The following is a 20,973-nucleotide window of genomic DNA, read 5'->3' as shown; positions in this document are numbered from 1 at the left end:
GAATATTACCCTTACATAAAGGGTATCTATTTCCCGGGAGGTGACTATGATTGCCAGCAAATTCGGTATCGGCCAGCAGGTCCGCCATTCCCTGTTAGGTTACCTCGGAGTGGTCGTGGATATCGACCCGGAATATTCGCTTGATGAACCGTCACCCGATGAGTTGGCGGTAAACGACGAACTTCGCGCCGCTCCTTGGTATCACGTGGTGATGGAAGATGATAATGGCCTGCCAGTACATACGTATCTGGCGGAAGCACAGTTGAGCAGTGAGCTACAGGAAGAGCATCCGGAGCAACCCTCAATGGATGAACTGGCGCGGACAATCCGCAAACAGCTTCAGGCTCCACGCCTGCGCAACTGATTTTAGCACTTGCCCGATGACGCTTCGTTTATCGGGCTTACGCGTCTTATCCGGCCACGAACCGCAGGCCGGATAAGTAACGCGCCATTCGGCAATAACACAGGCTTACTTCGCCAGCCCGAGTCGAGGGATCTCAATTGCCGGACAACGATCCATCACCACCGCCATACCGGCATCACGTGCCAGCACAGCCGCCTGTTCATTGATCACCCCTAGCTGCATCCATAAAGTTTTCGCCCCAATGGCAATTGCCTCCTGCGCAACGCCCCAAGCTGCTTCTGAATTACGGAAGACATCCACCATATCCACTTTCTCAGGTACATCTGCAAGGGTCGCATAGCCCTGCTGTCCCAGCAGCGTTTTCCCGGCAACCTTGGGTGAAACGGGGATAACGTGATAGCCCTGATCGAGCAAATATTTCATCACCCGGTAGCTAGGGCGCTCGGGTTTATCACTCGCGCCCACCAGCGCAATCGTACGGGTGGATGTCAAAATGCCAGCAATATCGGTCTCTTTCATTATCTTCCTCCAGGCTGTTTTGCAAAGTGTACGACAAACCTGACGTTGCAACCATTCATCCCATACTGGCGCATGAGAGCTAAACTGACAAATATGTCTATATGTTAGTAAACATGATTACCGAAAAATTTTGATACATCTTACTCAGGCATTTTCTGGACAGGAGAAACCTATGAGAGCCGGCATTGTGACAGTCTTGATTGCCCTGTGTTTGCCGGTAACCGTTTTGGCCACCTCACTACGTTTGTCTAATGATATTGATCTACTGGTACTGGACGGAAAAAAGGTCTCAAGCTCATTACTGCGTGGTGCCGACAGTATTGAGCTTGAGAATGGCCCCCATCAGCTTGTTTTTCGCGTAGAGAAAACTATCCGCCTGTCCAGCCATGAAGAACGCCTCTATATTTCCCCACCACTGGTCATCAGCTTTAATACTCAAATGGTCAGTCAGGTTAATTTTCATCTTCCGCGCCTGAGCAACGAGCGTGACGCAACACATTTTGATAGCGCCCCGCGCGTCGAATTGCTTGACGGGGACTCCATGCCCATTCCAGTGAAACTGGATATTATGGCGATCACTTCAAAGGCAAAAATCGTGGATTATGAAATTGAGACTGAGCGCTATAACAAAGCCGCCAGGCATGCCTCGTTACCGCAATTTGCCCCAATGATGGCAGATGACAGCTCATTGCTCTCCGGAGTTTCTGAACTGGACCGGGTTCCGCCTCAGTCGCAAACACTCACCGAGCAGCGTTTAAAATATTGGTTTCAGCAAGCCGACTCACAAACGCGAAGTAACTTTTTGCAATGGGCGCAAAAACAGCCACCTTCATGACATTTATGTTCATATACGCATTTTTTTTGTCTTTCTCTTGCAGCGTCAAGTGCTTCCAGTACTCTGTAACGAGGTTAACTTGGGAGCTGTACTATGGAATTGACGACTCGCACTTTGCCAGCGCGCAAGCATATTGCGCTGGTTGCACATGATCACTGTAAACAGATGTTGATGAGCTGGGTAGAACGCCACCAACCGTTGCTGGAAAAACACGTTCTCTACGCGACAGGAACGACAGGAAACTTAATTCAACGCGCTACTGGTATGGATGTAAATGCTATGCTGAGCGGCCCAATGGGCGGCGACCAACAGGTGGGCGCGCTGATCTCTGAAGGGAAAATCGATGTGCTGATCTTCTTCTGGGATCCGCTCAATGCCGTCCCTCACGATCCTGATGTAAAAGCCCTATTGCGCCTGGCCACGGTCTGGAACATTCCGGTCGCGACCAACGTTTCTACCGCCGATTTTATCATCCAGTCGCCAAACTTCAGCGATGCGACAGAAATCCTGATCCCGGATTACGCCCGTTACCTGGCAGAGCGCCTCAAATAATCGTCAGGCAGGCGGTACATGCCGCCTGCTTATCAGGGTTTTCTGCTTACCGGTACATCCAGTTGTTTAAGTTCATCGACAAAACACGACGGCGTGTCTTTGTTAAACAGTAACCATACCCGATGCCGCGCACGTGTTAGCGCCACGTACAGTAACCTTCTCTCTTCTGCATCAGGGAAGTCTTCAACAACAGGAAGCAACGCCTCTTCCATAATTGACTCGCGGGCCGGCGCCGGAAAACCATCATTTCCTTCATGCAGCCCGACGACAATAACGTAATCTGCCTGCTGCCCTTTACTGGCATGGATAGTCATAAATTCAAGCTGTAGCCTGGGCCAGCGAGTAGCCGCTTTTTCCAGACTGGCGGGTTTTAGATGATGGTAACGCGCCAACACCAGAATTCGCTCTTCAGCTTTCGCAAATCCAGAAAGCTTATCCAGCAATAAATCCAGCTGACTTTCCTCCAACAGCGTCACCGCTTTTTTATCCCCTGACGTCAGGCTGTTGAGCGGTTTCGCAAGCTGATGTGGGTTTTTTTGGATAAACCGGTTTGCGACCTCGCCAATGCGGCTATTAAAACGGTATGTAGTATCCAGGTCACAGCGATCACCCTCGCCAAAGGTATGATGGAATGCGGTAGTCAACGAAAGCTGCGCGCCGCTAAAACGATAAATCGCCTGCCAGTCATCCCCCACCGCAAACAAAGTGGTCTGCGAGTTTTGCTTACGTAATGCAGCCACCAGAGCGGCACGCTGTGGGGAAATATCCTGAAATTCATCGACCAGAATATGTTTCCAGGGGCTGATAAAGCGCCCCTTTTCCAGAATGACAATTGCCTGATGGATCAACCCGGAAAAATCGACAGCATTTTCTTCCTTCAGAGCTCCCTTCCAGGCCTTAAGCAGCGGCGCCATCAGTTTAATGCGTTTACTGAACAGATCGCGAATTTCCTCCGGGGCATTGGCAATCATTTCAGCCTGTGCTCCGCCATGCATGCGCATAAGTCCAACCCAACGATCTAATCTTGTGGCCAAACGACGCTGCAACTTTTCGTCGTCCCAAAAATTGCCCTCAGGCACAGTCCACTGCATCTCCTCTTCTAACCACTGCCGCCAGCCTTTGGCCTGCGCCTTTTTCTCGCTGCACTGCTGACGCCAGGTGGTGATAAAGAGTTTATGCCGCGCGGCAGTATCGTTTTCAAGCTTACTTACCGTTGGAACTTTTTTACTGCCCTGCTGAATGATATGTAGCGCCAGCGAGTGAAACGTCCGTGCGCTGATCTCTTCTGTATGCAGTCGCTCGCGGATACGATCATCCATCTCCTGGGCTGCTTTGCGACCAAAGGCTAACAGCAGAATCTGTTCAGCAACGGCTTCCCCCTGCATCAACAGCCACCCAGCGCGAGCCACCAAAACAGAGGTCTTGCCGCTTCCGGCTCCCGCGAGCACTAACAGTGATTTCTCACCATTTACTACCGCTCGCGCCTGGGCCGCATTCAGCGGCGAGGATTCGATATGTGCAAAGAACTCAGCATGCTCCGCCAACATTGCGTCGGTATACGCCTGATTATGTTGTAAACGACACACTTCAATGTCCTTCAACCAGGCCTGACATTGTCGTAATGCCTCACGACAATTATCAAATTCTTCTAATCGATTAACCGGTAGAGGCAACGCGGCAAAGGCGCGGCGGATCTGCTGTTGTAACCCAGAGGTTTGATCACGCGTCAGCCATTTATTCTCCCCGGTACGAACGGCTATCGCCTGCAGTTGCTCCTGCAAAACACCGGCTGCCACTTCGCTCATCTCCTGGCTCCACTGCTGCCAGAGTGTATTCAAATGGTGATGGAAACGCTGAGTTTCAGCCCACTCTGTACCGTGCAGGCGTACAACCTTATCTTCCGGAAGCACAAACTCCAACTCCCCCCAGACAAGGCCTCGTTTGCAATGTATAGCCAGTAACTGATTGAATGGAATAAGATACTCATGACGATCGCCGGAAACCTTTATCCCGGCATTGAGAATAACGGCTCGATCGTAAGGGTGTTGCGCCAGACGTTTTCCAAGAGAAGTTGCTTTCAGTTCCATAAGACTTACGCGGATCCACACGAAGAGGTTTACTTATCAGTGTAACCGCCAGAGAAAACGTGCTCCAGCCCAAAAAAACGTTACAATTGCCAAATTCACTGAAAACCAGAGTTAACCGAGAGTTTATGCGTACTGTTCTGAATATTTTAAATTTTGTGCTGGGCGGGTTCGCCACTACCTTAGCCTGGTTACTGGCTACGCTGGTCAGTATCGTGCTTATTTTCACCCTGCCCTTGACCCGTTCGTGCTGGGAGATAACTCGCCTCTCATTGTTCCCTTTTGGCAACGAAGCGATTCATGTTGATGAACTCAACCCAGCAGGTCAAAGTGTACTGATGAATACCGGCGGGACATTACTCAATATTTTTTGGCTGATTTTCTTCGGCTGGTGGTTGTGCCTGATGCATATTGTCTCCGGTATTGCCCAGTGCATTACGATTATTGGTATTCCTGTAGGCATTGCGAACTTTAAGATCGCCGCGATTGCACTCTGGCCCGTCGGACGTCGCGTGGTGTCAGTAGAAACTGCCCGCGCAGCTCGCGAAGCCAATGCGCGTCGCCGCTTTGAATAATCAGGACGCATGGTCTTTATGTTAAGTCCTCTGCTCAAACGCTATACCTGGAACAGCACCTGGCTGTATTACGTGCGGATATTCATCGCGCTTTGCGGCACAACGGCTCTGCCCTGGTGGTTGGGCGACGTAAAACTCACTATCCCACTCACACTGGGCATGGTTGCTGCTGCGCTTACCGATCTGGACGATCGTCTTGCGGGACGACTACGCAATTTGATCATTACGCTGATCTGCTTCTTTATTGCCTCTGCCTCCGTCGAACTGCTCTTCCCCTGGCCATGGCTTTTTGCCATTGGATTAACCATCTCCACTAGCGGATTTATTCTGCTGGGTGGATTAGGCCAGCGTTATGCGACAATCGCCTTTGGGGCATTGCTCATCGCGATTTATACCATGCTGGGGACTTCACTCTATGATCAGTGGTATCAGCAACCGATACTTCTGCTCGCTGGCGCCATCTGGTACAACCTGCTTACGCTGACCGGACATCTCTTGTTCCCGATTCGCCCCCTGCAGGATAATTTGGCTCGTAGCTACGAACAATTAGCGCACTATCTGGAGCTGAAATCGCGTCTTTTCGATCCTGATATCGAAGATGAAAGTCAGGCACCGCTCTATGACTTAGCGCTGGCCAATGGGCAACTAATGGCCACGCTAAACCAAACTAAAGTGTCATTACTGACCCGCCTGCGCGGTGACCGAGGGCAGCGGGGAACACGTCGTACACTGCATTATTATTTTGTGGCACAGGATATCCACGAGCGCGCAAGTTCCTCGCATATTCAATACCAAACGCTTCGCGACCATTTCCGTCACAGCGACGTGATGTTTCGCTTCCAGAGATTAATGTCAATGCAGGGACAAGCCTGCACACAGTTGTCGCGCTGCATTATCTTGCGCACCCCATACCAGCACGATCCACACTTTGAACGCGCCTTTACGCATATAGACGCCGCACTCGAGCGTATGCGCACTAACGGTGCCCCTTCAGATCTGCTCAATACACTGGGATTTTTGCTCTCAAACCTGCGTGCCATCGACGCACAGCTGGCTACCATTGAGTCCGAACAGGCTCAGGCAATCTCGCGTAATGAATCAGAAAATCAGCTTGCTGATGACAGCCCACATGGTTTCAGCGACATCTGGTTGCGTCTGAGCCGTAATTTCACACCTGAATCCGCCCTTTTTCGCCATGCTATCCGCATGTCACTGGTGCTCTGCGTCGGTTACGCCATTATTCAGATCACTGGAATGAACCATGGGTACTGGATCCTGCTGACCAGTCTGTTTGTCTGTCAGCCTAACTACAACGCCACCCGCCATCGCCTGGCACTAAGGATTATCGGCACACTAGTGGGAATAGCCATCGGCTTGCCTATTTTGTGGTTCGTTCCCTCACTTGAAGGGCAACTGATACTATTAGTGATTACTGGCGTGCTCTTTTTTGCATTTCGCAACGTACAGTATGCTCATGCAACTATGTTTATCACTCTGTTGGTACTGCTGTGCTTTAACCTGCTTGGCGAAGGTTTCGAAGTCGCCCTGCCACGCGTAATTGATACGTTGATCGGCTGCGCAATCGCCTGGGCGGCCGTCAGTTTTATCTGGCCAGACTGGCGTTTTCGTAATCTGCCACGAGTAATTGAACGAGCAACTGACGCGAACTGTCGTTACCTCGACGCTATTCTCGAACAATATCATCAGGGTCGTGATAATCGGCTCGCATACCGTATTGCCCGACGTGATGCACATAATCGCGATGCTGAGCTTGCGTCCGTAGTGTCGAATATGTCGAGTGAACCTGACGTCACAGCACAAACGCGGGAAACAGCATTCCGCTTGCTGTGCCTCAACCATACTTTTACCAGCTATATTTCGGCTCTGGGTGCACACCGGGAACAACTTACCAACCCGGACGTTCTGGCGTTACTGGATGATGCCGTCTGCTATGTAGATGATGCGCTTCATCATCAGCCAGCTGATGAGCAACGCGTATACCAGGCACTTGAAGGTCTGAAGCAACGGATTCAGCATCTTGAACCGCGCCCGGACAGTAAAGAACCGCTGGTCGTTCAGCAAGTTGGGTTATTGATTGCATTGCTACCGGAAATCAGGCGACTCCAGCAGCAAATTGCCGCCTTGCCGTCTAATACTCCAGTTCCGGAGTAAGTGAGCGTACCCACTCAACAAGCTCCTGGCGACGAATCGCCGGGAGCGCCGCCTCATGGACCCCGCCAATCGCCCCTTCGAGGGCATAGAGTATTTTCACTGTCAGAGCAGGATTAATCTGCCGTAATTTAAGCCAGCACATTTGAGCTCCCAGCATACGCAATGTACTTTCATCGTTAACACCCGCTTCGTTAAGCAGAGTCTCGAGATGAAATGTCATGTTCGGCAGCTCTCTCAGGCGGTGTTGCAAAAAGCGGCTCTGTTTTTCCTTCACTGCTGCATCCAGCGAAAACTTCGATAAAGACACCAACTGTTGTTGGTTTCGCCACAAAGCATCGTCCACCTTGTAGTAATTGAGAATAACCGGTCGTCCGCGCTTCATAAACGTCAGCCAGACTGGCGAATGTTTTACACAGTACTGTACGCTCTGCTCACAAGCTCGAAGGTACAACTCACCGCTGGCGACCATTGCAAAGACCGTATCCTCAACCGTTAGACTGTAGCTACCAAACAATGAGCGATAGCGAATCGTCCCCAAAGAGGCCAGGCATTCTTGTGATTTATAGATCTTGTCATAAGAGAGCTTTTTCATAAAAATCCTTTTAAATCATAATATAAGAGAATGATTTGCAGTAGCGGATCCGTTAATGACGAAAATAGGCAACTTATTCTCAGGGAGCAAGATGAATTTTGTTTTTGCTGTTATGACAGCGAAAAATTGCGAACCAGTTTCCGAAAATAAAGTTGATCTTTATGGATAGCAGGGTTACTGTATATTCATACAGTAACTCACAGGGCTGGATTGATTATGTACACTTCAGGCTACGCAAATCGTTCTTCGTCGTTCTCTTCCACATCAAGCAATATTGCGCGCGTTTCTTCAGAGAACGTTACCGCCGGGCTTATCAGTGAAGTGGTCTATCGCGAGGACCAGCCCATGATGACGCAATTACTGCTGCTCCCCCTGCTTCAGCAATTAGGGCAGCAATCGCGCTGGCAGCTTTGGCTTACACCTCAGCAAAAATTGAGCCGTGAATGGGTACAGTCTGCAGGGCTGCCTTTAACAAAAGTCATGCAAATTAGCCAACTCTCACCGTGCCATACGTTGGAGTCAATGGTTCGCGCTTTGCGAACAGGCAATTACAGTGTGGTAATCGGCTGGCTGACCGAAGAATTAACGGAAGATGAACATACTGAACTGGTAAAAGCTGCAGATGAGGGAAATGCGATGGGATTTATCATGCGTCCTGTTCGTGCGCAGTCTCTTGCCGGGAGACAGCATTCTGGGCTAAAAATTCACTCGAATTTGTATCATTGAGTAAAATTAGGAATTATCCTGGAATTTTTTTTCATGTCCAAATTCGACTTTGAGCTTTAACACTTTTTTTGTGAGAACGCCTGTGTGAAGCGGTTTCCACGATGTTTGCAGTACAATTAATCATCCATAAATGTTAAATATTGTGTATACAAGCTTTTTTTTTTCATATGCCTGACGGAGTTCACACTTGTAAGTTTTCAACTACGTTGTAGACTTTACATCGCCAGGGGTGCTCGGCTTAAGCCGCAGATATCGGTAGAGTAACTATTGAACTGGTCCCCGGGTGAAGGATTTAACCGTGTTATCTCGTTGGAGATATTCATGGCAAATTTTGGATGATAACGAGGCGCATAAAATGAAAAAGACAGCTATCGCAATTGCAGTGGCACTGGCTGGTTTCGCTACCGTGGCGCAGGCCGCTCCGAAAGATAACACTTGGTACACCGGTGCTAAACTGGGCTGGTCTCAGTACCATGATATCGGCAACAACCAGATCAACAACGCTGGTCCTACCCATGAAAGCCAACTGGGTGCTGGTGCGTTCGGTGGTTATCAGGTTAACCCGTACGTTGGTTTTGAAATGGGTTACGATTGGTTAGGTCGTATGCCGTACAAAGGCTACACCGACTCTACTCATCAAAACGGCGCTTTCAAAGCTCAGGGCGTTCAGCTGACCGCTAAACTGGGTTACCCAATCACTGACGATCTGGACGTTTACACTCGTCTGGGTGGTATGGTTTGGCGTGCAGACGCTAAAAACAACGAAGGCTTCAAAGACCACGACACTGGTGTATCCCCAGTATTCGCTGGCGGCGTAGAGTATGCAATTACTCCTGAAATCGCTACCCGTCTGGAATACCAGTGGACCAACAACATCGGTGACGCGAACACCGTTGGTGGTCGTCCGGATAACGGCCTGCTGAGCGTTGGTGTTTCTTACCGCTTCGGCCAGGGTGAAGTAGCTCCAGTAGTTGCTCCGGCTCCGGCTCCGGCTCCAGAAGTACAGACCAAGCACTTCACCCTGAAGTCTGACGTTCTGTTCAACTTCAACAAAGCAACTCTGAAACCAGAAGGCCAGCAGGCTCTGGATCAGATGTACAGCCAGCTGAGCAACCTGGATCCGAAAGACGGTTCCGTAGTGGTTCTGGGCTTCACTGACCGCATCGGTTCTGACGCTTACAACCAGGGTCTGTCTGAGAAACGTGCTCAGTCCGTTGTTGATTACCTGATCTCTAAAGGTATTCCTTCTGACAAAATCTCCGCACGTGGTATGGGCGAATCCAACCCGGTTACCGGCAACACCTGTGACAACGTGAAAGCTCGCGCTGCACTGATCGACTGCCTGGCTCCGGATCGTCGCGTTGAGATCGAAGTTAAAGGCATCAAAGACGTTGTAACTCAGCCTCAGGCTTAAGTTTTCGTCTTATAAAAAAACCCCGCTATGCGGGGTTTTTTTTATCTGAAGAACACCATTGCTCAACACATTGAAAATATCATTGCCTACTCTTTTCCCAACAATGCCTGCAAATCCTGTTTCAACGTGGACATTTTGTTGGCGTACTTCTCTTTATGCTCTGCATCCTCAATCAGTTGCACGATCGTTTCTGAAAGCGTTTTGCCGCGCCGTTGCGCAAGTCCGGCTAATCGCTGCCAGACGATGAACTCCAGATCGATAGATTTCTTACGCGTATGCTGATGTTCAGCATTAAAATGCCGTTTACGCCGCGCCCGTATAGTCTGTTTCATACGATTTTGCAGCGCAGAGTTCATGTGTTCATCAATCCAGGCATTGACCCGAACCGGCTCATTCTCGAGGGTTAGCAACAAATCAACGGCTTCTTCGGCAGCGCTGGTTTCCACGTAACGGGTAATCAACTCCCCCTCACGATGCTTCTTCACCAGGTACTTCCATTTCCAGCCGCTTTCAAGGTTTTCAAGTTGTTGATATTTCATTGCGATCTCAATGTTACCGTGTAACTCTTATCAGAATATCAGCTTTTTGGGCATCTGAAGAAAAGAATATCCAGCCTGTGAACTGTCGCGCGTCATCGCATCTGTTTAGCCGTGCTTTCCGCGTGTGCAGTGCTGACGGTTACGGTATAATCTCGTTTTTTACAACAGACTAAAAAACATCAACTTTGACCATTACGAAACTTGCATGGCGTGATCTGGTTCCTGATACCGACAGTTATCAGGAAATATTTGCACAGCCGCACGTCACTGACGAAACCGACACCTTACTCAATGATACTCAGCCACGTTTACAATTTGCGCTAGAGCAACTTCTTCAGCACTGGACGACGTCCTCCTTTATGCTGGTGAAAGCGCCGGAAGAGCTTGAGTATCTCAATCTTATTTCATCAGCTGCACGCACATTGCACATGGATGCCGGAAGCCTGACCGGGGGTCACTACGATATCTCTGGCCACACTATTCGTTACCGTGAAGCAGAAAATGCAGAAGACAATTTTGCGACCTTAACTCAGGTGGTAAATGCTGACTGGGTTGAAGCCGAACAACTGTTTGGCTGCCTGCGCCAGTTTAATGGCGAAATTACCCTGCAACCGGGTCTGGTACATAAGGCCAACGGCGGCATACTGGTTATCTCATTACGCACGCTTCTGGCTCAACCACTGCTGTGGATGCGCCTGAAAGCCATTGTCAGCCACGAGCGCTTTGACTGGGTGGCCTTTGATGAGTCTCGCCCGCTTCCTGTCTCCGTTCCTTCTATGCCGCTTAAAATGAAAGTGGTGTTAGTGGGAGAGCGCGAATCACTGGCAGACTTCCAGGAAATGGAGCCGGAACTGGCAGAGCAGGCAATTTATAGCGAGTTTGAAGATAATTTGCAGATAGTGGATGCCGAAACCATGACGCAATGGTGTCAATGGGTGACGCATACCGCCAGACGCAACGCTCTGCCTTACCCCGCCCCTGATGCCTGGCAGGTATTGATCCGTGAAGCTGTTCGCTACACCGGTGAGCAGGATACTTTGCCGCTTAACCCACTGTGGATCATCCGACAGCTTAAGGAAGTAGCTCCTTTATGTGATGGGGATACTTGCAACGCCGAACAATTCAGCCTGATGCTTGCACAGCGTGAATGGCGGGAAGGTTTTCTCGCCGAACGTATGCAGGATGAGATCCTGCAAGAGCAGATCCTTATCGAGACTGAAGGTGAGCGTATTGGTCAAATCAATGCCCTGTCAGTGATTGAATTTCCGGGTCATCCACGCGCATTTGGTGAACCGTCACGTATCAGTTGCGTCGTTCATATTGGCGATGGCGAATTTACTGATATCGAGCGTAAAGCCGAGCTTGGCGGAAATATTCATGCTAAAGGCATGATGATAATGCAGGCTTTCCTGATGTCGGAGCTACAGCTTGAACAGCAGATCCCGTTTTCTGCCTCACTGACTTTCGAGCAATCGTACAGCGAAGTGGATGGCGACAGTGCATCAATGGCAGAACTGTGCGCGCTGATCAGCGCTCTCGCAGATGTGCCTGTAAATCAAAGCATTGCGATTACCGGCTCTGTTGATCAGTTCGGTCGTGCACAGCCTGTCGGTGGTCTGAATGAGAAAATTGAAGGCTTCTTTACTATCTGCCAGCAGCGTGAATTAACCGGTACTCAGGGTGTCATTATTCCTTCAGCCAACGTCAGGCACCTGAGTCTACAACCAGCTCTGCTACAGGCCGTTGAAGAAGAAAAATTCACTATTTGGGCGGTGGACGACGTGACCGATGCGCTGCCGCTTTTGTTAAATCTTGTGTGGGATGGTGAAGGCCAGACAACGCTGATGCAAACTATCCAGGAGCGCATTGCTACGGCAACGCAACAGGAAGGCCGTCATCGTTTCCCCTGGCCGCTACGTTGGCTGAATGCATTTATTCCGAACTGATCGGACTTGTTCAGCGTACACGTGTTAGCTATCCTGCGTGCTTCAATAAAATAAGGCTTACAGAGAACATGGTAGATAAACGCGAATCCTATACAAAAGAAGACCTTCTTGCCTCTGGTCGCGGTGAGCTGTTTGGCGCAAAAGGCCCACAACTGCCTGCACCAAGCATGCTGATGATGGACCGTGTCGTCAAGATGACCGAAACCGGTGGTAACTTCGACAAAGGTTATGTTGAAGCTGAACTGGATATCAACCCGGACCTGTGGTTCTTCGGATGCCACTTTATCGGCGATCCGGTGATGCCAGGCTGCCTGGGTCTGGACGCTATGTGGCAGTTGGTTGGATTCTATCTCGGCTGGTTGGGCGGCGAAGGTAAAGGCCGTGCACTGGGCGTAGGCGAAGTGAAGTTTACTGGCCAGGTTCTGCCGACCGCGAAGAAAGTCACTTACCGCATCCACTTCAAACGCATCGTTAACCGTCGTCTGATCATGGGCCTGGCTGATGGTGAAGTGCTGGTTGATGGTCGTCTGATCTACACGGCTAATGATCTGAAAGTAGGTCTTTTCCAGGATACTTCTGCGTTCTGATTCAGGACTGCGTAGACTGTCTGATAGCGACGTTATTACGTTTTATCGGGCCTACAAAAAGGCGAAACCTCCGCGTGCGGAGGTTTCTTTTATCTAAAGAGACAGAATCAGGCCATTAACACCCTATCCCCCATGGCTTCTCGCCAGCCTCCCAGCCAGTATGACCTTTGATTCAGCGTCTGATAGGGACACATTTCTTTTGAGCGTCCGGCAATGCCGGCCTGATAACCACGTTGATGTGCCCGTTCCAGGCGATCTCGTTTTTGTCTCTTCATGCCTCGTTTCCCTCATTTTTAGGTCTGGTGGAAAAGAAAACAGTGATTACTAAGTATGCAATCACACTAAACGAATACCCCGAAACATCATGCCCGTCAATGCGCAAAATTCACGCCAGTGTCATATTTGTGAGCTAGCTGGTAAATCATTTGTACAAAAATTTGCTGTCAGAACAGCTATCTCAACCGCTAAAAAAATAAAAAAAACCGCCCCGGGCACTAAACCAGAGGCGGTAAAATTTACAATTATTTAAACTTAAGGGATCCTTTTCAGCTCTTGAGCGATAGCCGTCGCTTCCTGGCTCCAGGCAGTAGCCAGAACCTTCACCATCTCATCATAGCCATCCTGAGTCTGTACGGCTTCGATGTGGAACGGACGCTTGATCAGCTGTCCCTGATGGTTCAGCAGCCATTCGCCGCTCACTATCACCTTCCCGTCATAGCGGCCATGGAAGCCTGTCACCGTCACATTAAGCGTGTCCTGTGTGCTTCCCAGAGGCTGAGAAGCAACAACCCATCCCGGCAACTGCATACTGAGGTTGGCGACAAGCGTATTGCGCAATTGCTGATCTAACGGACTGGCCCAAAGATTACTGTTGGCAATGACGTACTTAACATCGCTGGTCTGGTACACAACCCCATTTCCCGCCAGATAATCCGGCACCGCTACCTGCTCAACCCACAGCAGACGGTTCCCCTGATTGGCCGTACTCTGCACACCGCCCTGCGCAATGGGAAGCTGGTAATAGCTTTTATTTTCTCCACTGGAGCTGCATGACGTCAGCCAGACCGCCATAATCACCACTAGCCACTTTTTCATTGTTTCGCCCTCTTCGGCTCTGGATCTTTTTTATCCTTCGCTTCAAATACCAGCGCATTGCTCTTATCGTTCAGCGTTTTCAGCACCGGCTGCAGTTCACGCAGAACCTGATCAAGACGTTGCATATCTGCCACCATCTTGTTGTAGGCCGCGGAACCAGGCTGGAAGCCTTGCATACTACGATTAAGCTCGCGCAGCGTGTTCTGCATATCCGCCGGAAGCTGCTGCATCGACTGGCTACCGGTTATCTTATTCATGTTATCCAGCGTGGTTTGCAAATGCTTCATCGTACGCTGGCTTTCCGTCAGTGTACTGGTCGCCTGCTCAATCATCGGGTTCAACGGCAGATTGTTTATCTTATCCAGCGCTTCCATTAAACGCTGTTGGATTTGCGCCAGGCCACCGCTAACAGTCGGGATAATTTGATAACCATTAAACTCACGCACACCCGTAATCGGCGGATCTTTCGGATAGAAGTCGAGATCGACATACAGAGCCCCCGTTACCAGGTTCCCTGTCTTCAACGATCCTCTTAATCCACGTTTGAGCAATTCAGCCAGATGGGCACCGACATCAGTATCTTCACCTAACTGCGCTTTCAGGCGTTCAGGCTCAATACGTACCAGCACCGGAATGCGGTAATCATCGTTGAAGACCTGGCGCATATTCGGTGCAAAGAAAGGCACTTTGCTTACTGTACCAAGGCGAATACCTCGGAACTCAAGCGGTGCTCCTGGTTGCAACCCACGAATCGAATCCTTAAAGAACATCAGGTAATCGATATGGTCTGTGTACAGGGAATCCTGAATACTTTTTTGATCATCATAGAGAGTAAATGAGGCCTGCTGCGCAACCGGCTGGCCTTGCTCTAGTCCTTCCGGTACATCAAAACTGACTCCGCCGCCAAACAACGTGGTAAGAGAACCCATTTCCACACGCATGCCTGCCGAGGTGAGATCCACTGCAATTCCGCTGTCTTTCCAGAAGCGTACGTTGCTTGTCACCAGGCGATCGTTTGGTGCATTGATGAAAAGCTGATAGCTGATCGTACGTTTTTGCGCATCAAACATACTGGTCTCAACCGACCCCACGCGATATCCCCGGAACAGTACCGGATCGCCAGGGCTTAACTGGCCGGCTTTTTTACTGTCGAGGATTACACGGATCCCCTTCGCATCTGGTGGTGCCAGCGGAGGAGAGTCCAACAGTTGGTAGTTTTCCAGTCTGCTACCTTTATTCCCGGGTTGCAGTTCAATATAAGCCCCGGATAACAACGTACCTAAACCGCTGATGCCTTCACGTCCCACCTGTGGCTTCACCACCCAAAAGACTGAATCTTTATGCAGCAGCTTTTCCATACCAGAATTGAGGCGGGCTTTAATCTCTACATGAGTTAAATCATCTGTCAGCGTCGCGCTCTCAACCACGCCGACGTCAACGCTGCGGCTTTTAATCGTTGTCTTACCACCTTCGATACCTTCAGCATTGGTCGTGATCAACGTGACTTCCGGCCCCTGATGACTGTAATGATAAAACAGCACCCATGCGCCGATGAGCGCAGTGACGATCGGAAATATCCATACGGGTGACCAGTTCTTCACCTTCTGCACTTTGGCTTCCCCACTTTTAGATTCCATGCTGTCAGGACTCCTCATGATCTGGTTCTGGTTCACGGTCCCACGACAGACGTGGATCGAACGTCATCGCAGAAAACATTGTCATAATGACGACTAAAGCAAACATCAAAGCACCCATTGCAGGATAAATGTTCATCAACCCTCCCATGCGCACCAGCGCAGAGAGTACCGCAATAACAAAGACATCAATCATTGACCAGCGGCCAACAAACTCTACGACCTCATAAATGAAATGCATCCGCTCGCTGTCACGTTTACCATGCCCTTTCGCATCCCAACACAACCAGGCAATAGCGATCATTTTTAGCGTTGGCACCAGAATACTGGCGATAAATATTACCGCAGCCACCGGGTATGAACCTTCGCTCCAGATTAAAACAACACCCTCAATAATCGTTGACGGCAGCTTTGACCCTAACAAATCGGTGATCATGATCGGCAAAATATTGGCTGGAAGGTAAAGCATGATCGACGTGAACAATAACGCCAGCGTCCACTGTAGGCTGTTTTTACGTCGAACGTAGCCTTTTGTCTGACAGCGGGGGCAGACATGTTCATCAGCAGGAAGAATAGCCGTGCAGCAGGAACATGAACGTAACCCCTGTCGAATACCGGGAACGCCAGGCTTTAAAACTTGCTTAATAACCGGCATGGGTGCGATATCATCCCACAGCCAGCGACGATCGACACACTGAAATGCGCGTAGTTGCAAAATACAAAAGAAGCACCACGGAATGAAGCTGCTGCCCACGCCAATATCGCCATAGGCCATCAACTTAACAAAGCTGACTAACACCCCTGCAAGAAAGATTTCCGCCATTCCCCAGCTTTTTAACTGGAACAAGACACGTGCTAACCGGGCTTTAAGCCGGCCAGGCATCTGAACCCGATTCACCAGCAGCAAGATGGTCAGCAAGCAAAAAGCGGGAACCATTTGAACGAATAATAAAAAGAAAGTCCCGAGGCTGGCATAGTTCTCTGAAAAGAGAACGCTGGGGATCTCCAGCAGCGTCACTTCACTTCTCACCCCTGCTACGTTCATGTTTACAAAGGGAAAGAGGTTGGATAAAAGCAGCATAAAAAGCGCCGCTAAAACATAGGCAGTGGGACGCTGTCTTGGCGCGTCCCACTCAACGGTTAACGTAGTGCCACATCGTGGACATGCCGCTTTCTGACCATGCGTAAGGCTAGGTAACGCCACCAGCATGTCACACTGCGAGCATAATATATGCTTCGCGGCATGGTGATGTTCGCACATATGTGCTCCTTTAATTATGCGCCATTCTTCAAAGACTCAAGATACTCCCAGCGCTCAAAGGCTTGCTCAAGTTCTTGTTCCGCTTCGCTCAGGTTAGCGAGTACCTGTTGCGTTTGCTCATGCGGCTGGCTGAAAAAGTCAGCGTCAGCAACCTGAGCCTGTAACGTTTCCAGTTTAGCTTCCAGCTCTTCAAGCAATACGGGGAGCTGCTCCAGTTCGCGCTGTAGTTTATAGCTTAGTTTGCTAGTCGTGCGTTTTACAATTTCTGCTTTAGGGGCAGCAACTTCCTCTGTTTTTTTCGCTACAGGCTGTTTAAACGCCACATATTGTGTCTGCTGACCACGCGCATCATGGTAACCGCCCACATAACGACCAATTTTGCCGCCGCCTTCGAAGATCCAACACTCGGTAACCGTGTTATCGACAAACTGACGATCGTGACTCACCAGCAGAACGGTGCCCTGATAGCCGTCAATCAGTTCTTCAAGCAGTTCCAGAGTTTCGACGTCAAGATCGTTAGTTGGTTCATCGAGGATCAGAAGGTTACTGGGCTTCAAAAACAGACGCGCCAGCAGCAGACGATTTCGTTCTCCGCCGGAAAGAGCACGCACAGGTGTCATCGCACGTTTCGGATGGAACAGGAAGTCCTGAAGATAGCCCAGAACATGACGCGGCTTACCATTAACCATGACTTCTTGCTTACCTTCAGCAAGGTTATCCATTACGGTTTTATCGGGATCGAGTTCCGCACGATGTTGATCGAAATAAGCAACTTCCAGTTTTGTCCCGACATGAATACGACCGCTGTCTGCCTGAAGCTGACCTAACATCAGCTTGAGCAGCGTCGTTTTACCGCAGCCGTTAGGTCCAATTAAGGCAATCTTGTCGCTACGTTGCACCTGCGCGGAGAAGTCTTTCACCAGCTGTTTACCCTCAACCTGGTAATCAACATTCTCCATCTCGAAGACAATCTTGCCTGAGCGGCTCGCCTCTTCAACCTGCATCTTCGCCGTGCCCATCACTTCTCGGCGTTCGCCACGTTCCCTACGCATTGCCTTCAGCGCACGGACGCGACCTTCATTACGGGTACGACGCGCTTTAATACCCTGGCGGATCCAGACTTCTTCCTGTGCCAGTTTGCGATCAAACTCCGCATTCTGTAACTCTTCTACTCGCAGCGCTTCTTCTTTATCCAGCAGATATTGATCATAATCCCCCGGATATGACACCAGCTTGCCGCGATCGAGATCGACGATACGCGTTGCCATATTGCGAATAAACGAACGGTCGTGGGAAATGAAAATAATTGTTCCGTTGAAGGTTTTCAGGAACCCTTCCAGCCAGTCAATGGTTTCAATATCCAGGTGGTTTGTCGGTTCATCCAGCAACAATACGCGCGGATTGCTGACTAACGCCCGGCCCAGCGCCGCTTTACGCAGCCAGCCGCCAGAGAGCGATGCCAGCTCCATGTCTGGCTCCAACCCAAGCTGCTCCAGTACTTCATTAATGCGGTTTTCCAACTGCCACAGATTGTGATGATCCAGTAGTTCCTGAACCTTCGCCAGTTCCTGCAGGTTTTTATCGCTCGGATCGGTGATCACCAAATGCGAGATATCGTGGTAACGCTTGAGGTAAACCGCTTGTTCTGCAATCCCTTCAGCGACGAAATCGTAGACACTACCCTGCACGTTACGCGGCGGATCCTGTTGCAGACGCGCCACAACCAAATCCTGCTCATAAATGATACGTCCGTCGTCAAGACCCTGCTCACGGTTAAGGATCTTCATCAGCGTCGACTTGCCTGCGCCGTTACGGCCAACCAGGCAGACGCGTTCGTTATCCTCGATATGCAGTTCTGCATTATCAAGAAGCGGCGCATCGCTAAACGACAGCCATGCACCATGCATACTGATTAATGACATTTACTTTTCCTTTCAGGCTGAGGTGATCAGCCAGCAGTTGTGGATCTGACGGTTACGGGCAAAGTCCTGAGAAAGCGTTTTTTGGGTAATTTCTTGTGCTTTCAGTCCCAGCTCGGCCAGCCCATCAAGATCCATACGGAACCCACGTTTGTTGTTGGAGAACATGATCGTGCCGTCTTTACGCAGCAGACGTTTCAGATCTTTCATCAGCGCCAGATGATCGCGCTGCACGTCAAACGAGTCTTCCATACGTTTAGAGTTAGAGAACGTCGGTGGATCGATGAAGATTAGATCAAACTGTTCATTGGCTTCACGTAACCAGCCCAGGCAGTCGGCCTGAATTAAGCGGTGTGCACGACCACTCAGCCCGTTGAGTCGCAGGTTGCGTTCCGCCCACTCCAGATAGGTGCGTGACATATCTACCGTTGTGGTGCTACGTGCACCGCCTAATCCCGCATGTACGCTGGCGCTGCCAGTATAAGAGAACAGATTGAGGAAATCTTTACCCTTGCTCATCTGGCCCAGCATGCGGCGTGCAATACGGTGATCGAGGAACAGACCGGTATCAAGATAGTCGGTCAGGTTAACCCACAGGCGCGCGTTGTACTCGCTAACCTCAATGAATTCACCCTTTTCATTCATCTTCTGATACTGGTTTTTCCCTTTTTGCCGTTCACGGGTTTTCAGCACCAGTTTGTTTGGTGCGATCTCCAGCACCGACAGCGTGGCGGCAATGATGTCGAACAGACGCTGGCGCGCTTTCTGCGCATCAACCGTCTTCGGCGGCGCATATTCCTGAACCACTACCCAGTCACCGTAGCGATCTACCGCAACGTTGTATTCCGGCAGATCGGCGTCATACAAGCGATAGCACTCAATCCCCTCCTGGCGCGCCCACTTTTCCAGCTTCTTAATATTCTTACGCAGACGGTTAGCATAGTCTTCTGCCACCGTTGCAGGTTTGCTCTCCGCTGTCGTTTCCGCAATGTGATAGTTTTTCTGTACACAATCCAGCGGACCATTTTTCGCTTTGAACTGCTTATCAGCACGAAGCTGCAGGCTGCTGAGCAAATCCGGGGAGGCGCTGAACAACGACAGGTTCCAGCCGCCAAACTGGTTTTTCATCGTGCGTCCCAGCAGGCTGTGCAACGCGATCAGCGCCGGTTCGCTATCCAGACGTTCACCGTATGGCGGGTTGCTGATAACCGTACCATACGGCCCTTTCGGCAGCGGATTACTCAGTTTAGCCACATCTTTGACATCAAAAGTCATCAGCTCGCCAATACCGGCGCGACGGGCGTTACTGCGCGCTTTTTCAATGACGCGAGCATCGCTATCGGATCCATAGAAATGCGACGTATAGTCCGCCAGTCCTTTACGCGCACGAACCTGTGCTTCAGCTTTAACCTCTTGCCAGACAGCTTCATCATGTTGTGCCCAGCCGCTAAAACCCCAGTAGCCACGATGCAGGCCAGGTGCACGATCGGTTGCCCACATCGCCGCTTCAATCAGCAACGTACCGGAACCACACATTGGATCGAGTAACGGTGTCCCCGGCTGCCAGCCAGAACGCATAACAATCGCGGCAGCCAGCGTCTCTTTGATTGGTGCCTGCCCTGCACGCTCACGGTAGCCGCGCTGGTGCAGACCATCACCGCTCAGATCAAGCGCAATACTGGCGGTATCTTTATTCAACCAGACGTTGATACGTAGATCAGGAGATTCGCGATCCACATTCGGTCGCGGGAGATTTTTTCGGGTAAAGGCATCGACAATCGCATCTTTTACTTTCATCGCGCCGTACTGGCTGTTACGAATCGTATCGTTCAGGCCGCTAAAGTGAACTGCGAATGTAGCCCCCGGATTAAATATCTCTGTCCAGTCGATTGCCTGAACACCGAGGTACAGATCAAGATCGCTGTAGACCTTGCATTCTCCCATCGGCAGGATAATGCGCGAGGCCAGGCGGCTCCACATCAGGCTCTGGTAAACAAGCCGCGTGTCGCCCTTAAAATGGACCCCACCCTGAACTACCTGACACTCCACGGCGCCGAGGTTTTCCAGTTCAGTTTTTAACAGCTCTTCCAGCCCACGGGCCGTACTGGCAAACAGAGAATTCATAATGTCACTTTTACTCCAGGAAAATTGCTGCGCAT

The 20,973-nt window shown here is 50.4% G+C and carries 19 protein-coding genes; 9 read left to right on the top strand and 10 right to left on the bottom strand.

The genetic code is table 11. The features are described from left to right. Nucleotides 1–46: 46 nt before the first annotated feature. A complete protein-coding gene (gene hspQ / locus OH663_RS21425; protein ID WP_045441357.1) occupies nucleotides 47–364 on the top strand; it encodes a heat shock protein HspQ in 318 nt (105 codons plus the stop codon). Between the two features lie 105 nt (nucleotides 365–469). Here the strand turns inward: hspQ and OH663_RS21420 are convergent, their stop codons facing one another. Continuing rightward, nucleotides 470–883 carry a CoA-binding protein gene (locus OH663_RS21420; protein ID WP_045441356.1) on the bottom strand — a complete coding sequence of 138 codons (414 nt, stop codon included), beginning with the start codon at nucleotides 881–883 and terminating at the stop codon, nucleotides 470–472. Nucleotides 884–1,055: 172 nt separating this feature from the next. Here OH663_RS21420 and csgI point away from each other — a divergent pair, with 172 nt between their 5' ends. Beyond that, the gene (csgI, locus tag OH663_RS21415; protein WP_045441355.1) at nucleotides 1,056–1,718 is read left to right on the top strand and encodes a curli synthesis inhibitor; all 663 of its coding nucleotides are present in this window, start codon (nucleotides 1,056–1,058) and stop codon (nucleotides 1,716–1,718) included. Between the two features lie 93 nt (nucleotides 1,719–1,811). Then, nucleotides 1,812–2,270: a methylglyoxal synthase gene (gene mgsA, locus OH663_RS21410; protein ID WP_045441354.1), complete on the top strand. Its 459-nt coding sequence runs from the start codon at nucleotides 1,812–1,814 to the stop codon at nucleotides 2,268–2,270. A 32-nt stretch (nucleotides 2,271–2,302) separates the two neighbouring features. Here the strand turns inward: mgsA and helD are convergent, their stop codons facing one another. Beyond that, a complete protein-coding gene (helD, locus tag OH663_RS21405) occupies nucleotides 2,303–4,357 on the bottom strand; it encodes a DNA helicase IV (protein WP_048221744.1) in 2,055 nt (684 codons plus the stop codon). A 125-nt stretch (nucleotides 4,358–4,482) separates the two neighbouring features. On the opposite strand from helD, the gene OH663_RS21400 reads away from it, so the two are divergent. Together OH663_RS21400 and yccS are read left to right on the top strand one after the other, a co-directional pair. Continuing rightward, nucleotides 4,483–4,929 (top strand): YccF domain-containing protein, encoded by a 447-nt coding sequence (locus tag OH663_RS21400; protein WP_045449541.1) that lies wholly within the window; start codon nucleotides 4,483–4,485, stop codon nucleotides 4,927–4,929. 18 nt (nucleotides 4,930–4,947) lie between these two features. After that, entirely contained in the window at nucleotides 4,948–7,101 is a 2,154-nt protein-coding gene (gene yccS, locus OH663_RS21395) for a YccS family putative transporter (protein WP_200013100.1), read from the top strand. Here the strand turns inward: yccS and OH663_RS21390 are convergent. Then, nucleotides 7,079–7,693: a TfoX/Sxy family DNA transformation protein gene (locus OH663_RS21390; protein WP_045441352.1), complete on the bottom strand. Its 615-nt coding sequence runs from the start codon at nucleotides 7,691–7,693 to the stop codon at nucleotides 7,079–7,081. The two genes, yccS and OH663_RS21390, sit on opposite strands and share 23 nt — an antisense overlap. A 216-nt stretch (nucleotides 7,694–7,909) precedes the next feature. Here OH663_RS21390 and sulA point away from each other — a divergent pair, with 216 nt between their 5' ends. Together sulA and ompA are read left to right on the top strand one after the other, a co-directional pair. Next, entirely contained in the window at nucleotides 7,910–8,419 is a 510-nt protein-coding gene (gene sulA / locus OH663_RS21385; RefSeq protein WP_045441351.1) for an SOS-induced cell division inhibitor SulA, read from the top strand. Between the two features lie 355 nt (nucleotides 8,420–8,774). Beyond that, nucleotides 8,775–9,833 (top strand): porin OmpA, encoded by a 1,059-nt coding sequence (gene ompA, locus OH663_RS21380; RefSeq protein ID WP_045441350.1) that lies wholly within the window; start codon nucleotides 8,775–8,777, stop codon nucleotides 9,831–9,833. An 86-nt stretch (nucleotides 9,834–9,919) separates the two neighbouring features. On the opposite strand, the gene matP is transcribed toward ompA, so the two are convergent. Next, nucleotides 9,920–10,372 (bottom strand): macrodomain Ter protein MatP, encoded by a 453-nt coding sequence (gene matP, locus OH663_RS21375; RefSeq protein WP_045441349.1) that lies wholly within the window; start codon nucleotides 10,370–10,372, stop codon nucleotides 9,920–9,922. A gap of 185 nt (nucleotides 10,373–10,557) precedes the next feature. On the opposite strand from matP, the gene OH663_RS21370 reads away from it, so the two are divergent. Next, complete coding sequence (locus OH663_RS21370; RefSeq protein ID WP_200013102.1) at nucleotides 10,558–12,318, top strand: AAA family ATPase; 1,761 nt, start codon at nucleotides 10,558–10,560, stop codon at nucleotides 12,316–12,318. 68 nt (nucleotides 12,319–12,386) lie between these two features. After that, complete coding sequence (fabA, locus tag OH663_RS21365) at nucleotides 12,387–12,905, top strand: bifunctional 3-hydroxydecanoyl-ACP dehydratase/trans-2-decenoyl-ACP isomerase (protein WP_010429339.1); 519 nt, start codon at nucleotides 12,387–12,389, stop codon at nucleotides 12,903–12,905. A gap of 107 nt (nucleotides 12,906–13,012) precedes the next feature. Here fabA and rmf read toward each other — a convergent pair whose 3' ends face one another. The 6 genes from rmf to rlmKL all read right to left on the bottom strand — a co-directional run bounded on the left by rmf (nucleotide 13,013) and on the right by rlmKL (nucleotide 20,938). After that, nucleotides 13,013–13,180 carry a ribosome modulation factor gene (gene rmf, locus OH663_RS21360; protein WP_003035871.1) on the bottom strand — a complete coding sequence of 56 codons (168 nt, stop codon included), beginning with the start codon at nucleotides 13,178–13,180 and terminating at the stop codon, nucleotides 13,013–13,015. Nucleotides 13,181–13,436: 256 nt separating this feature from the next. After that, nucleotides 13,437–14,000: a membrane integrity-associated transporter subunit PqiC gene (gene pqiC / locus OH663_RS21355; RefSeq protein ID WP_200013104.1), complete on the bottom strand. Its 564-nt coding sequence runs from the start codon at nucleotides 13,998–14,000 to the stop codon at nucleotides 13,437–13,439. Continuing rightward, nucleotides 13,997–15,637 (bottom strand): intermembrane transport protein PqiB, encoded by a 1,641-nt coding sequence (gene pqiB, locus OH663_RS21350; RefSeq protein WP_045441346.1) that lies wholly within the window; start codon nucleotides 15,635–15,637, stop codon nucleotides 13,997–13,999. The genes pqiC and pqiB overlap by 4 nt, the downstream gene beginning before the upstream one ends. Nucleotides 15,638–15,641: 4 nt before the next feature. Continuing rightward, nucleotides 15,642–16,895: a membrane integrity-associated transporter subunit PqiA gene (pqiA, locus tag OH663_RS21345; RefSeq protein ID WP_048221747.1), complete on the bottom strand. Its 1,254-nt coding sequence runs from the start codon at nucleotides 16,893–16,895 to the stop codon at nucleotides 15,642–15,644. 14 nt (nucleotides 16,896–16,909) lie between these two features. Continuing rightward, nucleotides 16,910–18,817: an ABC transporter ATP-binding protein gene (locus tag OH663_RS21340; protein ID WP_045441344.1), complete on the bottom strand. Its 1,908-nt coding sequence runs from the start codon at nucleotides 18,815–18,817 to the stop codon at nucleotides 16,910–16,912. 12 nt (nucleotides 18,818–18,829) lie between these two features. Beyond that, nucleotides 18,830–20,938, bottom strand: a complete 2,109-nt coding sequence (gene rlmKL, locus OH663_RS21335) for a bifunctional 23S rRNA (guanine(2069)-N(7))-methyltransferase RlmK/23S rRNA (guanine(2445)-N(2))-methyltransferase RlmL (protein WP_200013107.1) — start codon at nucleotides 20,936–20,938, stop codon at nucleotides 18,830–18,832. Nucleotides 20,939–20,973 lie beyond the last annotated feature (35 nt).

The sequence above is a fragment of the Citrobacter sp. Marseille-Q5395 genome, assembly GCF_947057495.1.
In the GTDB taxonomy this organism is placed as follows: domain Bacteria; phylum Pseudomonadota; class Gammaproteobacteria; order Enterobacterales; family Enterobacteriaceae; genus Citrobacter; species Citrobacter murliniae.
Note: the sequence above shows the minus strand (reverse complement) of the source record. Positions and strands in the feature narration are given on the sequence as shown.

What these genes read in the sequence shown, in the direction of transcription:
- pqiB (WP_045441346.1), bottom strand. Translation starts at nt 15,637, where the DNA reads ATGGAATCTAAAAGTGGGGAAGCCAAAGTGCAGAAGGTGAAGAACTGG.
- sulA (WP_045441351.1), top strand. Translation starts at nt 7,910, where the DNA reads ATGTACACTTCAGGCTACGCAAATCGTTCTTCGTCGTTCTCTTCCACA.
- hspQ (WP_045441357.1), top strand. Translation starts at nt 47, where the DNA reads ATGATTGCCAGCAAATTCGGTATCGGCCAGCAGGTCCGCCATTCCCTG.
- helD (WP_048221744.1), bottom strand. Translation starts at nt 4,357, where the DNA reads ATGGAACTGAAAGCAACTTCTCTTGGAAAACGTCTGGCGCAACACCCT.
- rmf (WP_003035871.1), bottom strand. Translation starts at nt 13,180, where the DNA reads ATGAAGAGACAAAAACGAGATCGCCTGGAACGGGCACATCAACGTGGT.
- yccS (WP_200013100.1), top strand. Translation starts at nt 4,948, where the DNA reads ATGTTAAGTCCTCTGCTCAAACGCTATACCTGGAACAGCACCTGGCTG.
- pqiC (WP_200013104.1), bottom strand. Translation starts at nt 14,000, where the DNA reads ATGAAAAAGTGGCTAGTGGTGATTATGGCGGTCTGGCTGACGTCATGC.
- OH663_RS21420 (WP_045441356.1), bottom strand. Translation starts at nt 883, where the DNA reads ATGAAAGAGACCGATATTGCTGGCATTTTGACATCCACCCGTACGATT.
- ompA (WP_045441350.1), top strand. Translation starts at nt 8,775, where the DNA reads ATGAAAAAGACAGCTATCGCAATTGCAGTGGCACTGGCTGGTTTCGCT.
- pqiA (WP_048221747.1), bottom strand. Translation starts at nt 16,895, where the DNA reads ATGTGCGAACATCACCATGCCGCGAAGCATATATTATGCTCGCAGTGT.
- OH663_RS21400 (WP_045449541.1), top strand. Translation starts at nt 4,483, where the DNA reads ATGCGTACTGTTCTGAATATTTTAAATTTTGTGCTGGGCGGGTTCGCC.
- matP (WP_045441349.1), bottom strand. Translation starts at nt 10,372, where the DNA reads ATGAAATATCAACAACTTGAAAACCTTGAAAGCGGCTGGAAATGGAAG.
- csgI (WP_045441355.1), top strand. Translation starts at nt 1,056, where the DNA reads ATGAGAGCCGGCATTGTGACAGTCTTGATTGCCCTGTGTTTGCCGGTA.
- OH663_RS21340 (WP_045441344.1), bottom strand. Translation starts at nt 18,817, where the DNA reads ATGTCATTAATCAGTATGCATGGTGCATGGCTGTCGTTTAGCGATGCG.
- OH663_RS21390 (WP_045441352.1), bottom strand. Translation starts at nt 7,693, where the DNA reads ATGAAAAAGCTCTCTTATGACAAGATCTATAAATCACAAGAATGCCTG.
- mgsA (WP_045441354.1), top strand. Translation starts at nt 1,812, where the DNA reads ATGGAATTGACGACTCGCACTTTGCCAGCGCGCAAGCATATTGCGCTG.
- fabA (WP_010429339.1), top strand. Translation starts at nt 12,387, where the DNA reads ATGGTAGATAAACGCGAATCCTATACAAAAGAAGACCTTCTTGCCTCT.
- rlmKL (WP_200013107.1), bottom strand. Translation starts at nt 20,938, where the DNA reads ATGAATTCTCTGTTTGCCAGTACGGCCCGTGGGCTGGAAGAGCTGTTA.